Below are 16,037 nucleotides of genomic sequence, written 5' to 3'. Positions count from 1 at the left end.
TTCTACGGCTTCACCAGGGCGACACCAACCAGCCATCGGCGGGAGAGCGTTCCGGAACCGCGAGATAGTGGGCGGGACGACCCGCCCCGGTTCTCGCCCAGCCCCTGCCCTGCAACCTTCCTTGGAATAGGATCTCCCTCAAGCAGAGATGGCGCCCGGCGCGCCGCCAAGGGGGACCGTGTGCCACGCAAGGTAACCGAAGCTGAGGCCATCGAGGCCCTGACAAGCCGCGGAGCGCGCCCGATCGAGCCCTTCCCGGGCACACAACTTCCCTGGATGTGCCTCTGCCTGACATGCAATGCGGTGAGCGCGCCGCGCTACAACGACGTCGTGAACAAGGGAACCGGTGTCTGCAACAAGACCTGCCGGTCTCTCAAGATCGCAGCCAAGCTCACCCGCGATGGGGCGCAGGCTGCTGCCGTCATGCTCACATGGGGCTGGGACCCGCTCGAGGACTATCCGGGGGCTGGCAAGCCGTGGTCGGCCAGATGCGTCCACTGCGGGGTCATCAAGCCGAAGAAGCTGTCCCACGTCCAGAACGGGCGCGGCGGCTGCACCAACTGTGCCGGCCGCGATGTCACCGATGAGCCCGCGCGGAAGCTGATGACGGAGGCTGGTCTGGAGCCCCTGGTCGGCTATCCGGGGTCGCTGCAGCCCTGGTTGTGTCGCTGCATGCGCTGCAGTCACGTCGGCACCCCCACCTATGCGAAGGTCCGCGCCCGCGGTCGCCAATGCTGGTCGTGCCGCTCGGAGAAGATCGCGGACGCGCTGCGGCTCGACGAGGCAGAGGCCATCGCCAGCATGCTGGAGAAGGGACTCGAACCGCTCGTCCCCTATCCGGGCAGCACGGACCTGCCCTGGAGGGCGCGCTGCCTGACGTGTGAGACGGTCCTGGCCCCTGGGCCGACGCTGCACAACATCCGAGGCCCGCAGGGAGGCTGCCCGACCTGCGCCGAGCGCGGCATCAACCCCGCCCGGCCGGGCCACCTCTACCTCGTCGTCCATGATGGCCATCGCGCTCTGAAGTGGGGCATTGCCAACCTCGACCAACGCATCACCCAACACGTGTCCCAGGGCTGGCGACTTGTCGCGCGCTGGAACTTCGAGCTCACCGGTGACGCGTGGGCCTTCGAGCGCCAGATCAAGACCTGGGTGCGCGGCCGGGGAATTCCGCCGGCGCTGACCGCCGGCCAGATGAAGTACGGCGGGCACACAGAGACCGCCTTCCTCGCCGACATCGATCTTGATCTGGTGCGGCAGTACATCGAATCCTTGACCGGCCGTCTGCCCGAACCACCGCAGGTGCCATAGGCCCAACGCTCAGTTCTCGGCGTGGGCCAGCCACAGGTCCGGGCCGAAGACCTCGTAGCGGATGTGCCGGGCGGGGATGCCGGCCTGGAGCAACTGTGCTCGTACAGCGCGCATGAACGGCAGCGAGCCACACAGGTAGACGTCCGCGTCCGCGGGCAGATCCACATCGGCGAGGTCCATCAGGCCGACGCGGGCGCCTGCTTCGCCGGCAGCGTCCTCCTCGCCGTTCCGCGGCAATGCGCGTCTTCGAAGGCCGCCAAGCGTCCAGCCCGGGGCACTTCGGCCCCAGGCCAGAGGCAAATAATCACAAGTCGTCGATCCCGTCAGGACGGCGTCTGCACTCCGGAGCGCCTCGTTTCCCGCCCGGACCGCCACGGCGTCTGATCACGCGATCTCAAGGACATCCCCCACGGGGCGGCGGGGCGTGGCCGGGCCTCGCGGACCGTAGCCCAGACGCAGCACCATCTGCACCTGGCCGGCGCCCAATCCCGGGTCGCGGGCAAGCAGGCGCAGCTCGCGGTCCTCCAGGGCGTGGGAGGTCAGGGAGGTGGCCAGGTCGACCAGGGTGGCCTCCAGCAGGACGCGTTCGAGTGCCTGCCCGGCGCGCAGCCAGTCGGCGGGGCCGTCACCGAGGGTGCTGAGCAGGGCGAGGTGCGGGGTGTGTTCAAAGGTCGTGGTGCCGCGGTCGGCTACCGGCCGGCGTCCGGTGAAGTCACGTACGGGAGCCTTGCCGTCCCATTTACGAGGCCCGAAGGCGTATTCGGGGACGCCGTCGACGGCAGTGTCCGCCTCGGGCCCGAGCCGGGTCCAGCGCACCAGGTCCTCATTGGCCTCGGCGTCCATGAAGTCGCGGCTTTCCGCGTCACGGACGAGGTCGAGTACGGTCTCGGTATGCCACAGGCCGGGGAAGAGCAGCTCGGCCCCTTCCCGCGCGGCAGCATCCTGCAAGGTGGACCGCACGTCCTCGGGCACGCCCTTCTCGGCGAAGGGGTGGCGGCTGGTGTGCCGCTCCCGGACCACCGGGTGCAGCCGGGCCAGGTCGTCGTCCCGGAAGCGCCCCGTGGGGTCGGCCAGGTGCACGGCGGCGAGCAGCAGCGGGTCCTGAGGCTCGGGCAGCAGCCGCGTGTCGGGGACAAGGTCCGCGTGCGCGGCTGCCACCCGTAGATTGAACAGTGCGGCCCCGCAGCCGATGTGCAGCGCCCGGCTGTCCGGATCCGAGCGGGGCATGGCCCGCTCGGGATCGGCGTAGAGCAGCACGAGACGTTCGCCGGTCAGGAAGCGGAAGCGCCACGGCTGGGCGTTGTGCATGGACGGAGCCGTCGTGGCCTCGGCCACCAGTTTCGCCACCGTCTTCTCATCCAGTCGCGGTGCCATGGCATCCTCCTCACGTGCTGCCGATGCGACAGGTCCCAGCCGTCGGGTACCCAGCCGAGCGGATTGCCGCTTCTGCCGGCGCCGCGACGATCCGTTCCCACTCCACTCGCCGAGCCGGGCCGGGCCGGGCCGGGCCGGGATTCGCCGCACGACGCTGTTGCGCCCTACCTCCAGACACCACGCCAGAACACGCCCCGCAAGGACCTCATCGTCCCCCCGCAGGGGCCAATCGGCCCTCTGACACGCGGTCCTTCGGAGTGATCATCGAGTCAGGCGCGGGCGTCGGGATCGGCATCCGCGAGGGCTCCCCGTCCCCACACCGCGCGAGACCTCGGCTCCGGTTCGAAGATCCGTGGCCGTGCGTGGTCCCGGGGTTCAGGTCGCCTTAACGCGGACGAGAGCGTTGTCGCCGCTCCGGCCGGCGAGGTCTACCACGCAGCAGCTCCTCGTTCGCGAGGCCGCCCGCACGCGACGATCTTTACGTGCTCTCCTCCCGCGGAGCGGTTGATCACCCCTCCACCGTAGGGCGGGGCGGATGAAGCGGAAGAGCCGGTGGGCCCCATACGGGTCTGGGTCACGGCGAACGCCGCAGGCCACTCCAGGCAGCGCTCCCTGGGACTGCGTGCCTGCGCTATAGGTCCACGGGACGAGACTGGTGGCCGGCGGCCCGGCGTCGGCAGACTCCCGGCCCTCTTGCGGGGACCTTCGGCCCTGCTCCACGCCTTGCCGCGCTTCCTACTGTGGTGTGGGAAAGGGGTGTGCGATGGCCGAACTGCCCGTCCCTGCCAGCAGCTCCGAGGCGCCGCCCCATGCGGCCGGAGCGCTGATTCGTGGCCGACTGCTCGCCGGTGGCCTGCTGGCCCTGGCGGCCTTGATCGTGGTCAACACGCTGCTCGGTCCCGTCGGGTCCGCCGTGATCGAGTACCCGGTCCCCGACGACGGGGCGCTCAAGAGCCAGCTCGTGGCGCTCGACATCTTCGCGGTCGCCGTCGTCGCCCCGCTCGCGGTGTGCGCCGGCGTCCTCGTGCTGCGCCGGCACCGGCTGGGCGCCATGGTCGCCCTCGCACCGGCCGTATACGCGGCGTACATGGCTCCGCAGTACGTCCTGGGACCGCAGTACCTGCGCTACGACGGCAACGGCGAGGCGTTCTTCCCGCTGCACCTCGCCCTGTTCGTCCTCGGCTGGACCACGGCCGTGCTCGCCTGGCAGCAGTTGGACCCGGCGGCTTGGGTGCCGCCCGCCAGGCGGGAGCGGATCGTCGGCGGCATTCTGATCCCATTCCTGGCTGTCGTGGCCTTCGCGCGCTACATACCTGCTCTTCTCGACGCCGCCGGATCGCACCCCTCGGCCGCGGACTACCAGGAGGGCCCCGGCTACTTCTGGACGATCGCGCTGCTCGACCTCGGCGTGGGCCTGCCCGCCGCCATCGCCGCAGCAGCCGGTATGCGTCACGGAGCTGCGTGGGCCCGCAAGACGGCTCTGGCGCTGTCGGGATGGTTGGCGCTGGTCGGCCCGGCCGTCGGAGCCATGGCAGTCGCCGCCTGGCTGCGGGATCTCCCCGACGCCTCCGCCGGGCAGGCCGCAGCGATGACAGTGCTCGGCCTGCTCTTCACGGCATTGACGCTCACCCTGTTCACCACGCTGCGGCCGGCGCTTCCACAGCCGGTGAAGGAGGCAGCACCATGATCCGAAACCACACGAACGCCCTGATCGCAGCCGCAGCGACGGCTGCCGCCTGGTCGGTCACCGTGCGCCCGAGGCTGCTGCGATGGGGTGCCACCGACGACGAACTGCGCATGACCTACCCGGGCGCCGAGATCGTCCCCGCTGGAAAGCGCGGCGCAACGATGGCGGTGACCATCGACGCACCGGTGTCCCAGGTATGGCCCTGGCTGGTGCAGATGGGCTGCGACCGCGCCGGCTGGTACAGCTGGGACCGCCTCGACAACGCCGGACGCCCCAGCGCCGACCGCATCCACCCGGAGTGGCAGGGCATCGCGCTCGGCGACCACCTCGCCTCGACGCCGAGCGGCAACACCTGGTTCGAGGTCGCGGCCCTGGAGCCGCAGCGCTTCCTGGGGCTGAGGGCCTCGCTGAACCTGTGGGGGCACCCCTTCGACCCCGCCACGGACAGGCCCCGGTACTACAGCGACTCCCTGTGGGGATTCCTGCTCAGCGAGCCCGCACCCGGCCGTACCCGCCTCGTCGTCAGCGGCTACGCAGCGGCACGCCCGGCTCTCCCAGCCGGCTTGGCCAACCTCGTGGTCTGGGAGCCCGCCCACTGGATCATGCAAACCCGGCAGTTCCGCCGTCTGAGGCAGCGGGCTGAGGGCGAACGCGCCGCCCCGGCACGTCGCTGAGAAGGCAGTGCCGTCTGGCCTGTCAGCCGACGTCGTGCGCGCGGCGGTCGCCGTCGGCTTCCGCACCACCCCCACGCCCATCCCGCGGCCGATGCACCGCCTGACGGGCATCGAAGCGGTGGCAGGACGACGGTGGGCGGGGGGACGAGCCGTGTCCGCCCCACCGAATAATCAGACCGAGCGTCTGTCTCCGCTGCAGGGCGAGGGGATCAGAGGTCTTGCGGGTCGACTGGTGTCCTGTGCTGTGTGCGACCCGCCCGTGGGGAAGGCGGACGATGTGTTGCCCGGGGGGATTCCCGTCCGGGTGCGAGAGGCCGCTGTGGTCGTCGAATTCCGACTTCATGCCGTCCATCCTGCTCGACCGGCACCGGCCGCCTGCGGTCAGGCCGTGCTCTGGCAGCCGGAAGGCGATCTCCGGGACGGCTGCCGGGGCGGGCTGGATCCCGGGGTTGCTTGTTTGCCGGTTGCCGGCCCGCATATGCCGTGGAGGAGACAAAGACGAACACGCCGCAGGACGTCCGAGTGTCACGATGCGGTGGTAAGGCCCCGCCGATCCGGATGCCGGACTCGGTCGGCGGTCACCCGTCGTGCCTCAGTCTTCCTCTGTCAGATCCGAGGGAGGCGTGCGGCGACGTACTCGGTGAGGTCGAGCAGTCGGTTCGTGTAGCCCCACTCGTTGTCGTACCAGCCGAAGACCTTGACCAGATCGCCGTGCGCCTGCGTCAGCGGGGCGTCCAGGACGCACGAGGCGGGGTCGCCGACGACGTCGCGGGAGACGATTGGGGCGTCCGAGACGCGCAGGATGCCCTTCAGCGGCCCGTCGGCGGCCTCCCGGAACGCGGCGTTGACCTCGTCCGCAGTCACGGGCCGCTCCAGAACCACGCTCAGGTCGGTCAGCGAGCCGTCCTCGACCGGCACGCGGACGGCGATGCCGTCCAAGGTCCCGGTCAGCTCCGGCAGGACCAGGCCGACCGCGCGGGCAGCGCCGGTGGACGTGGGGATGATGTTGACGGCGGCGCTGCGACCGCGGCGCAGGTCCTTGTGCGGGCCGTCGAGGACCACCTGGTCGTTGGTGTAGCCGTGGATGGTGGTCATCAGGCCCTTGACCAGGCCGAAGTGCTCGTCGAGCACCTTCACCATGGGCGCCACGCAGTTGGTGGTGCACGAGGCGTTGGAGACCACGTGGTCGCTTTCCGGGACGTACGTGGCCTCATTGACGCCCATCACGATCGTGGCGTCAACTCCCTTGCCCGGCACGGAGAGCAGTACCTTGCGGGCGCCCGCCTTCAGGTGCAGACCGGCCTGCTCACGGGTGCGGAAGCGGCCGGTCGACTCGATGACCACGTCCACACCGAGGTGTCCCCAGTCCAGCTCGGCCGGGTCACGCTCGGCGGTCACGGCGATGCGGTGGCCGTCGACGGTGATCGAAGTGTCGTCGTGTTCGACAGTGCGGGCGAGGCGGCCATACGTCGAGTCGTACGCCAGCAGATGGGCCAGTGCGTCCGGCGAGGTGAGGTCGTTGATCGCCACGACCTCGACCGGTGCGCCGGTACCGCTCTCCGCGCGCTCCAGCACGCAGCGCAGATAGTTCCGTCCGATGCGGCCGAAGCCGTTGATGCCCACGCGCACGGTCATGTCCGTCGCCCTCCCGCTCAGTGGCGCCCGGCGGTGTCCGGGTGCGCTGCCAGCCTGGCGGCCGGGGAGGGGGTTCGGCTTGGGCCGCACGGGGGTCAGGTGAGGGACGTTCGGCCCTGCGGGCTTTTCGGCTGCGAGTGGAGGCTCAGCGCCCTTCGTGCCGCAGCCGGTCCTGGGCCTGCGTGGCAATGACCGCCGCCTGGATGCGCCGCTCCACACCAAGCTTGGCGAGCAGGCGGGAGATGTGGTTCTTGACGGTCTTCTCGGCGAGGTAGAGCCGCTGACCGATCTGGCGGTTGGTCAGGCCCTCGCCGATCAGGGCCAGGATCTCCCGCTCGCGGGTGGTGAGCCCCGGCAGGGCGTCCGGCTCCTCCTCGGGCTGCTGGTCCTTGCGCAGCCGGGCCATCAGCCGGGTGGTGGCGCTCGGGTCGAGCAGAGACTGGCCCGCGGCCACTGTGCGCACAGCCGAGACCAGGTCGGAGCCCTGGATCTGCTTCAGCACGTATCCGGAGGCGCCGGCCATGATCGAGTCGAGCAGGGCCTCCTCATCGTCGAAGGAGGTGAGCATCAGGCAGGCCAGCTCCGGCATCTGGGAGCGCAGCTCCCGGCAGACGGTCACTCCGTCGCCGTCGGGCAGGCGCACGTCGAGCACGGCCACCTGCGGGCGCAGCGCGGGGACGCGGACCAGTGCCTGCTCCACGTTCGCGGCCTCGCCGATCACGGTGATGTCCGGTTCGTCGTTCAGCAGGTCGTGTACCCCCCGGCGTACCACCTCGTGGTCGTCCAGCAGGAAGACCCGGATCGGGTTGTCTGGTCCGGGTCGCTCGCTGTCCGCCATCGACGGCTCCTGTCCTGTGTCGTCATTCTCCGGCACGGAACCGCCGGATGGGCGGGACCGGTCCTTCCCTGTCACAGATCTTGCGCGATTCCGGGCCGAACGGCCAGGGCCGACCGGCCCTTTTCGCTCCGCTGTTCCCGCATTCCCCCGCGTACCGGTTTTGATCGCCTACCCGGCGCCGGCCGGTGCCGAACGCCGAGGTGACCCGGGTGTGCCTTCTTCACCATTGGGGACCATGCCGTCCGAGTCGGGACCATCGGCTCCTGGAACCGCGGCCGCCCCCTCGTAAGGCTCGGGACATGGGCCGACGCCATCGTCCGCGGCCCGCTGGTCCCGTATCCGGAGGTCGCTTCCCATGATTCGCCCCATCACCGTCGGCCTGGGCGGCTCCCCCGAAAGCGTCGCCGCCGCTGACTGGGCAGCCCGCGAGACACAGCGCCGCGATCTGCCGCTGCATCTGGTGCATGCCCGGATCCGGCAGCCGCACGACGTGCCCGTCGCACAGGATCTGGACACGCAGAAGCACTGGGCACTGCGCATACTGCGGGAGGCCGAGGAGGAGCTGCGCGGGCGGCATCCGGAACTGACGGTCAGCACCGAGTCAGATATCCGACACCGCGGCCGGGGTGCTGCTGGGCCAGGCTGAGAAGGCCCAGATGCTGGTGCTGGGCTCCAGCGGTCACGGCGCCATCGCAGGGTTCCTGCTCGGTTCCGTGGGGCAGCAGGTGCTGGCTCGGGCGAACGGCCCGGTGGTCATGGTGCGGGCGAACGCCCGCTCGGCCGCCAAGCACGACGGTGGAGATGTCGTGGTCGGGCTCGACGACCTCGACGGCCCGGCCGGGCCGCTGCTGGAGTTCGCCTTCGAGACGGCCGCCGCCCGCAGAACCGCGCTGCGCGCTGTGCACGCGCCGAGTCTGCCGCCGCTGTACGGATACGGCCCCGCTGTGGGGCAGCCGGCCAGCCAGGATGGCGGTATCACGGGTCAGGCGGAGGAGGCACTGTCCGACGCCCTCAGGCCGTGGCGGGAGAAGTACCCGCAGGTCCCGGTCGCCTGCACGGTCGATCTCGCCCGTGCGTCCGGAGTCGTACTGCAGGCCGCCGCGCAGGCCGGACTCGTAGTGGTCGGCCGCAGGGTGCACCGGCCCGCTCTCGGTATGCGCATCGGGCCGGTCGCCCATGCCGTCCTGCACCACGCCGTCGCCCCGGTCGCCGTCGTCCCGCACGGCTGAGGGCCGGTTTCCGCACGGTTGAGGGCCGAGGGGCCCCACACGCGAGGACGTCCAGGACCTGCCCGCCGCGTCGGGGCCCGTTCGACGCTGGAACCGCACCGAACAGACAGAACCGAGGAGCATCAAAATGAAGGCAGCAGTCGTCCGGTCCTTCGGCCAGCCGCTGGTGATCGAGGAGCGCCCGGACCCGCAGCCCGGCCCCGGCCAGATCCGCATCCGGCTGGAGGCGTCCGGGCTGTGCCACACCGACATCCACGCCGCCCACGGCGACTGGCCGGTCAAGCCGACCCCGCCATTCATCCCCGGTCACGAGGGCGTCGGCATCGTCGAGGCGCTCGGAGACGGGGTGACTCATCTGGAGGTCGGGCAGCGGGTGGCCGTCCCCTGGCTGGGCTGGGCCTGCGGGCGGTGCGAGCACTGCCTGTCCGGCTGGGAGACACTGTGCGAGCAGCAGCAGAACACCGGCTACAGCGTGGACGGCGGCTACGCCGAGAAGATGCTCGCCCCCGCGGACTTCGCCGCTGTGGTCCCCGACGGCATCGACCCGCGCGACGCCGCCCCGCTGACCTGCGCCGGCGTCACGACGTACAAGGCGCTCAAGGTTGCCGGCGTCCGCCCGACCCAGCTGGTGGCGATCTCCGGTGTCGGCGGTCTCGGACACCTCGCCGTGCAGTACGCGAAGATCGCCGGGGCGACCGTCGCCGCGATCGACGTCACCGACGAGAAGCTCGAACTCGCCCGGGAGCTCGGCGCGGACATTCTCATCGATGCCCGCAAGGAGGACCCGGCCGAGGTGCTCAAGCAGCACGGGGGCGCCCACGCGGCCATCGCGCTGGCCGTCAACGAGCAGGCGTTCGCGTCCGTCTACGGCGGACTGCGGCGCGGCGGCAAGTTGGTCATGGTCGCCCTGCCCGCCGGCGGAACCATTCAGGTGCCGATCTTCGACACCGTGCTCAACGGCACCTCCGTCATCGGCTCGATCGTCGGCACCCGCCAGGACCTGGACGAGGTGTTCCAGCTGCACGCCGCCGGACGCACCAAGGTGATCTACGAAACCCGGCCGCTGGAGACCGTCAACGACTCCATCGCCGAAGTCCTCAACGGTCAGATCAAGGCACGCATCGTCTTCGAGATGTGAAACACCCGCGCGGGTCCGCCGCACGTCGTACGCCGACCGGCCACGACGCCCGGCGGACACGACCGGGCCCCACAACTTCCCACGGGACAGCAGGCTGAAAGGGCACACCGTCATGGTCCGTTACGTGTACGACTTCGCCGCGGGCGGCCGTGACATGGCCGACCTGCTCGGCGGCAAGGGCGCCAACCTGGCCGAGATGACCCGGATGGGCCTGCCGGTGCCGCCCGGGTTCACCGTCACCACCGAAGCCTGCCGCTCCTTCCTGGCCACCGGCACCGAGCCGGACAGCCTGGCCCGCGCGATCTCCGATCATCTGACGGCCTTGGAGGAGGCGGCCGGACGGCGGCTGGGCCAGCCGGACGACCCGCTGCTGCTGTCCGTCCGCTCCGGGGCCCGGTTCTCCATGCCCGGCATGATGGAGACGATCCTGGACATCGGTCTCAACGACGAGTCCGTGCTCGGGCTGGCGAAGTCCTCCGGGAACGAACGCTTCGCCTGGGACTCCTACCGCCGCCTCGTGCAGATGTTCGGCAGCACCGTCATGGGCGTCGGCAGTGCACTGTTCGAAGACGCCATGACCCGCCTCAAGGAGGCCCGGGGCGCGCCGGACGATCTAAGCCTTGACGCGGCCGATCTGGCCGGGCTCGTCGAGATCTCCAAGGAGCTGATCCGTCAGGAGACGGGCGAGTACTTCCCGCAGTCCCCTGCCGAGCAGCTGCGCCGAGCGGTCCTGGCCGTCTTCGAGTCCTGGAACGGCGAACGCGCCCGCCTCTACCGCCGCCGCGAACACATCCCCGACGACCTCGGCACCGCGGTCAATGTACAGACCATGGTCTTCGGCAACCTCGGGCCCGACTCCGGCAGCGGCGTCGCCTTCACCCGCGACCCGGCCACCGGCGCCCGAGGCGTGTACGGCGACTACCTGTCCAACGCTCAGGGCGAGGACGTCGTCGCGGGCATCCGCAACACCGTCCCGCTGACCGACCTGGAGCACCTGGATCCGACGTCGTACGCCCAACTGCTCGAACACATAAGGACGTTGGAGACTCACTACCGGGACCTGTGCGACATCGAGTTCACCATCGAGCGGGGCCGACTGTGGATGCTGCAGACCCGGGTCGGCAAGCGCACCGCCGAGGCCGCCTTCGCCATCGCCGCGGAGCTCGTCGACGAGGAACTGATCACCCCGGACGAGGCCCTGGCACGGGTCAGCGGCGACGGGCTGGCCCGGCTGATGTTCCCCCGCTTCAACACCCCGGCCGTCGGTGAGGCGCTCGCGCACGGCATCCCGGCCTCGCCGGGTGCCGCCGTCGGCGCCGCGGTGTTCGACTCCGTCGAGGCGGTCCGGCGCGCCGCCGCCGGGGAGAAGGTCGTCCTCGTACGTCAGGAGACCACCCCCGACGACCTGCCCGGCATGGTCGCCGCCCAGGCCGTGCTGACCAGCCGGGGCGGCAAGACCAGCCACGCGGCCGTGGTCGCCCGCGGCATGGGCAAGGTCTGCGTGTGCGGTGCCGAGGAAATCACCGTGGATCCGCAGGGCCGTCGCTTCAGCGTGGGCGGCACCGTCGTCGAGGAGGGCACGGTCATCTCCGTCGACGGCACCGAAGGCGCGGTCTACCCCGGGGCGGCTGCGCTGGTCGACTCCATCGTGATGCGGTACTTCGAGACCGGCGGGCAGGGTGAGCGAGCGGCCGGACTGGTCGACGCCGTGGCCCGCGCCATGCGACAAGCCGACGGCGTACGGCGGTTGGGTGTGCGAGCCAACGCCGACACCCCCGAGGACGCCGCCCGCGCCCGCCGGTTCGGCGCGCAGGGCATAGGACTGTGCCGCACCGAGCACATGTTCCTCGGCGACCGCCGCCAGCTGGTCGAGGCGATGATCCTGGCCCGCACCGACGCCGAACGCAAACGGGCCTTCGACGCGCTGCTGCCGCTCCAGCGGCAGGACTTCGTCGGCATCCTGGAGGCGATGGACGGCCTGCCGGTCACCATCCGCCTCCTCGACCCGCCCCTGCACGAGTTCCTGCCCGACCGCACCGAACTCGCCGTACGCCTCGCCGCCGCCGAGGCCCACGGCAACCCACCCAGCGAGCACGACTCCGAACTGCTCGACGCCGTCAACCGCATGCACGAGGAGAACCCGATGCTCGGCCTGCGCGGCGTACGCCTGGGCCTGGTGGCACCGGGCCTGGTCGCCATGCAGGTACGGGCCATCGCCGAGGCGGTTGTCGAACGCAAGCGCGCCGGGGGCAATCCGCAGGCGGAAATCATGGTGCCGCTGATCAACACGGTCGAGGAACTGCGGATTGTGCGCGAGGAGGTGGAGCAGGTCCTGGCCGAGGTCAGCAGGGCCACCGGTGTCCCTGTGGAGTGCCCGGTCGGCACGATGATCGAGCTGCCGAGGGCTGCTCTGACGGCGGGCCGGATCGCCGAGGAGGCACAGTTCTTCTCCTTCGGCACCAACGACCTGACCCAGACCACCTGGGGCTTCTCCCGCGACGACGTCGAGGCGGCCTTCTTCTCCGCCTACCTCGACAAGGGCATCTTCAAGGCGTCCCCGTTCGAGACCATCGACCGCGAGGGTGTGGGCCGCCTGGTCGAGATCGCGGTCGCCGAGGGCCGTGCGGCCCGGCCCGGGCTGAAGATCGGTGTCTGCGGCGAGCACGGCGGTGACCCGGATTCCGTGCACTTCTTCCACGGCGTGGGGCTGGACTACGTCTCCTGTTCGCCATTCCGTGTCCCGGTCGCCCGTTTGGAGGCCGGACGAGCCGCACTCCCCGAGACGCAGACCAGCGACAGCCGGTGACACACCCCGCAGGGCCGGAGGCGAAAGGCCCGGCCTCGGCCCGGCGGGCCGCCGGCCGCAAGTGAGATGACGATGTGCGGCGGTCGCCGCCGCACCTATTCGGAGACAGGCAAGATGGAGACAACGTTTCGAGGCGTCGGCGTCAGCCACGGTGTGGCGATCGGCGCGGTACGGCATATGGGGGCCGCGGTCCTTCAGCCGCCCGACCGGCGGATCCCGGCCGAGGCCGTGCGGGGTGAACAGGGCCGCGCCCGGCGGGCGGTGGACACGGTCGCCGCAGATCTCACGGCGCGCGGTGACCTGGCCGGCGGTGAGGCACAAGCGGTCCTCGAAGCCCAGGCCCTGATGGCCCAGGACCCCGAACTCATAGCCGATGTCGAGCGGCGTATCGCCGGGGGCAGTTGCGCCGAGCGCGCGGTCTTCGACGCCTTCGCCGCCTACCGGGCGCTGCTGGCCCAGGCGGGTGAGTACCTCGCGGGCCGGGTCGCGGACCTGGACGACGTACGTGACCGCATCATCGCCCGGCTGCTGGGCGTGCCCATGCCGGGCCTGCCGGACAGCAAAGAACCCTACGTGCTGCTCGCCCGCGACCTGGCCCCGGCCGACACCGCGCTGCTCGACCCGGACCTGGTCCTGGGCTTCGTCACCGAGCAGGGCGGGCCGACCAGCCACAGCGCCATCCTCGCCCGCGCCCTGGGCGTACCGGCGGTCGTGGCGCTGCCCGGCGCCACCGGGGTGGCCGAAGGCACCGTCGTCGCGGTCGACGGCAGCACCGGCGAAGTGTTCCTGGAACCGGATGCCCGCACGCGGGCAGAGCTGGAGCGCCAGGCCGCCGCCCACGAGGCGGCCCTGGCCTCCGCCTCCGGTCCTGGGGCCACCGCGGACGGACACCGGGTGCCGCTCCTGGCGAACATCGCCGGCCCCGCGGACGTACCGGCCGCCCTCGCGGCGGGGGCCGAAGGCGTCGGCCTCTTCCGCACCGAGTTCCTCTTCCTCGACGACAGCAGGCAGGCGCCGTCCGAGGAACGTCAAGTGGATGCGTACCGCAAGGTGTTCGAGGCATTCCCCGAGGGCCGGGTGGTGGTCCGAGTGCTGGACGCGGGCGCCGACAAGCCACTGGACTTCCTCACCCCGGCCGACGAGCCGAACCCGGCGCTGGGCGTGCGCGGGCTACGTACACTGCTCGACCACCCCGACGTGCTGCAGTCGCAGCTACGGGCGCTGGCCACGGCGGCCGCGGGCCTGCCGGTACAGCTGGAGGTGATGGCGCCGATGGTCGCGGACCGCGCGGACGCCCAGGCGTTCGTCGACGCCTGCCGTCAGGCGGGCCTGCGGGCGAAGATCGGCGCGATGGTCGAGATTCCCTCGGCCGCGTTGCGCGCCCGGTCCATCCTTCAGGAGGCCGGGTTCCTGTCACTGGGCACCAACGACCTCGCGCAGTACACCTTCGCCGCCGACCGACAGGTGGGCGCGCTCGCGCGACTGCAGGACCCATGGCAGCCCGCCCTGCTCGACCTCATCGCTGCGGCCGCCGACGCCGCGACCGCCGAAGGCAAGAGCTGCGGGGTGTGCGGCGAGGCCGCCGCCGATCCACTGCTCGCCTGCGTGCTCACCGGACTCGGCGTCACCAGCCTGTCCATGGGCGCCGCAGCACTGCCCTATGTACGCGCCGAACTGGCCCGGCATACCCTCGCCCAGTGCCGGCGAGCAGCCGCTGCAGCCCTCGCCGCGGACACCGCCGAGGAGGCACGCGCAGCAGCCCGCACCGCCCTGTCCGGGATGGACGAGCCGGTCAGTGCGACTGCCGGATGCCATTGACCGCCCCGCGCCCGGTCGCATCCGCCGGCACTCGGCACCGGAAAGTACGGAAGCGGCCGGGTGCAGTCCGGCCGACTGCGGGCCATCGCGGCTTGAACCCTGCGGCATTGCGCATCCCCACCGCGCCCTCAGCTCTGCCGTCTTCGTGTCAGCGGTGAGTGCAACTGTCCTGCTCCGCCTGATGGTTGCGTTCCTCCCGGCCGCCCCACGGCGGGGTGGGACAGCCGTCCCCGCCTTTGCCGTGGTGATCTCGTCACCGACCGTGTCCAGCCGAGGAGAGGGCGGTTCGGCCCGGCAGCTCGGGACCGGTTGGCCCCTGCACCGCCAAGCCGGTGCGCGGGAGGCTGAAGAGGCATCAGGGGCCGGCTACCCGGGACACTCCAACGGGACAACAGCGACGGACCGGCCGCCCTCACCCGCGAGTTCCGGCCCCCGATGCCCACCGCAGGAGCACATCGCCCAGCGGGGATACGGGACCGTTTGCGCGGGTCGTACGCAAGGGAAACCGAGCGCACCCCGCATGCACCGGTGGAGAAGGGAACTGCCGTGAAGACCTGCAAGGTCGGCGAAGTGATGACCTCCGAGGTCATCGAGGCGCGCCGGGAGACACCGTTCAAGGACGTCGCACAGCTGCTGGCTCGGCATCGGATCAGCGGGCTGCCCGTGGTGGACGCCGACGACAAGGTCCTCGGCGTGATCTCCGAGACCGACCTGATACGCCGACAGGCGGCTCAGGCCGAACCGGACCACCGGGGACGCCGCTTCCGGCTGCCGCCGCTACGCCGCACGGGGCGAAGCGCGGCCGCCAAGGCCCGTGCCATGACCGCCGGGCAGCTGATGTCGACACCCGCGATCACGGTGCACCCGGAACAGCGCGTCGCGGACGCCGCACGGGTGATGGAGCGCCACCACATCGAACGGCTTCCGGTGGTGGACGAGGAGGACCGTCTGATCGGCATCGCTACGCGCCGTGACCTGCTGCGGGTCTTCCTGCGTACCGACGGGGAGATCCGCCAGGAGATCATCGACGAGGTCCTCACCCGCGCCATGTGTCTGCCGCCCCACACCGTCATCGTCTCGGTCCACGACGGCACGGCCACGCTGGAGGGGCGCCTGGAACGCCGCAGCGACATCCCGCTGGTGGTCCAGCTCGCCTGGCGGGTGGACGGCGTGGTGGGCGTGATGAACCGCCTCACCTTCCGCGTCGACGACACCCGCCCTCGCGAGACGCACCCCTCGCGCCGGATCGCCCACGACTGGCTCCCCGAGCGGTAGTCCCGGGCGCCGCTTAGGCGGCGCTCAGGGAGGACCGGCAAGCGCATACCCCCCACCATCACCCCGGGACGTCCGCAGCGCCTACAGGCGCTGCCGGATGCCCGCCCCTGTACGCGATCCGGCGCCCCTCGCCGTCAGGTGACCGATCGGCCCCGACCCCGCCGGGCCGGTCGGCCCCCGGCCGGGACCTTTGACGTCTGGGTGGCGGCTCCCCTCTGCGAGACGGTGGCAGTAGGAGCAGTACCGATCTTC

The 16,037-nt window shown here is 71.0% G+C and carries 12 protein-coding genes and 1 pseudogene; 9 read left to right on the top strand and 4 right to left on the bottom strand.

The window, feature by feature from the left end; genetic code table 11:
- Positions 1-180: 180 nt before the first annotated feature.
- The gene (locus QA802_RS34755) at positions 181-1,311 is read left to right on the top strand and encodes a hypothetical protein (RefSeq protein ID WP_327720248.1); all 1,131 of its coding nucleotides are present in this window, start codon (positions 181-183) and stop codon (positions 1,309-1,311) included.
- A gap of 9 nt (positions 1,312-1,320) precedes the next feature.
- Here the strand turns inward: QA802_RS34755 and QA802_RS34750 are convergent.
- Positions 1,321-1,533, bottom strand: a pseudogene (locus QA802_RS34750) (hemin transporter); the annotation flags it as partial.
- 162 nt (positions 1,534-1,695) lie between these two features.
- Positions 1,696-2,685: an Acg family FMN-binding oxidoreductase gene (locus QA802_RS34745; protein WP_327720247.1), complete on the bottom strand. Its 990-nt coding sequence runs from the start codon at positions 2,683-2,685 to the stop codon at positions 1,696-1,698.
- A 763-nt stretch (positions 2,686-3,448) separates the two neighbouring features.
- Between QA802_RS34745 and QA802_RS34740 the strand changes: the two genes are divergently transcribed.
- On the top strand, positions 3,449-4,372 hold the full coding sequence (locus QA802_RS34740) for a hypothetical protein (RefSeq protein WP_334531259.1): 924 nt from the start codon (positions 3,449-3,451) through the stop codon (positions 4,370-4,372).
- Complete coding sequence (locus QA802_RS34735; protein ID WP_327720245.1) at positions 4,369-5,046, top strand: hypothetical protein; 678 nt, start codon at positions 4,369-4,371, stop codon at positions 5,044-5,046. The genes QA802_RS34740 and QA802_RS34735 overlap by 4 nt, the downstream gene beginning before the upstream one ends.
- Before the next feature lie 606 nt (positions 5,047-5,652).
- Here the strand turns inward: QA802_RS34735 and gap are convergent.
- Both gap and QA802_RS34725 read right to left on the bottom strand, forming a co-directional pair.
- A complete protein-coding gene (gene gap, locus QA802_RS34730) occupies positions 5,653-6,681 on the bottom strand; it encodes a type I glyceraldehyde-3-phosphate dehydrogenase (RefSeq protein WP_327720244.1) in 1,029 nt (342 codons plus the stop codon).
- Positions 6,682-6,826: 145 nt separating this feature from the next.
- A complete protein-coding gene (locus tag QA802_RS34725; RefSeq protein WP_327720243.1) occupies positions 6,827-7,519 on the bottom strand; it encodes a response regulator in 693 nt (230 codons plus the stop codon).
- Positions 7,520-7,874: 355 nt separating this feature from the next.
- Between QA802_RS34725 and QA802_RS34720 the strand changes: the two genes are divergently transcribed.
- From QA802_RS34720 to QA802_RS34695, 6 genes are all read left to right on the top strand, one after another.
- Entirely contained in the window at positions 7,875-8,165 is a 291-nt protein-coding gene (locus QA802_RS34720; protein ID WP_327720242.1) for a universal stress protein, read from the top strand.
- Positions 8,146-8,748 carry a universal stress protein gene (locus QA802_RS34715; RefSeq protein WP_327720241.1) on the top strand — a complete coding sequence of 201 codons (603 nt, stop codon included), beginning with the start codon at positions 8,146-8,148 and terminating at the stop codon, positions 8,746-8,748. Before QA802_RS34720 ends, QA802_RS34715 begins: the two co-directional genes overlap by 20 nt.
- A 127-nt stretch (positions 8,749-8,875) precedes the next feature.
- On the top strand, positions 8,876-9,886 hold the full coding sequence (adhP, locus tag QA802_RS34710; RefSeq protein WP_327720240.1) for an alcohol dehydrogenase AdhP: 1,011 nt from the start codon (positions 8,876-8,878) through the stop codon (positions 9,884-9,886).
- Positions 9,887-9,998: 112 nt separating this feature from the next.
- Positions 9,999-12,692, top strand: a complete 2,694-nt coding sequence (gene ppdK / locus QA802_RS34705) for a pyruvate, phosphate dikinase (RefSeq protein ID WP_334531252.1) — start codon at positions 9,999-10,001, stop codon at positions 12,690-12,692.
- Positions 12,693-12,806: 114 nt separating this feature from the next.
- The gene (gene ptsP, locus QA802_RS34700) at positions 12,807-14,510 is read left to right on the top strand and encodes a phosphoenolpyruvate--protein phosphotransferase (protein ID WP_327720238.1); all 1,704 of its coding nucleotides are present in this window, start codon (positions 12,807-12,809) and stop codon (positions 14,508-14,510) included.
- A gap of 546 nt (positions 14,511-15,056) precedes the next feature.
- The gene (locus QA802_RS34695) at positions 15,057-15,785 is read left to right on the top strand and encodes a CBS domain-containing protein (protein WP_327720237.1); all 729 of its coding nucleotides are present in this window, start codon (positions 15,057-15,059) and stop codon (positions 15,783-15,785) included.
- Positions 15,786-16,037 lie beyond the last annotated feature (252 nt).

Origin of the sequence: Streptomyces sp. B21-105, from assembly GCF_036898465.1 — a bacterium.
GTDB lineage: Bacteria > Actinomycetota > Actinomycetes > Streptomycetales > Streptomycetaceae > Streptomyces.
The sequence above is the reverse complement of the archived record's forward strand: the minus strand, read 5'-3'. Positions and strand labels throughout refer to the sequence as shown.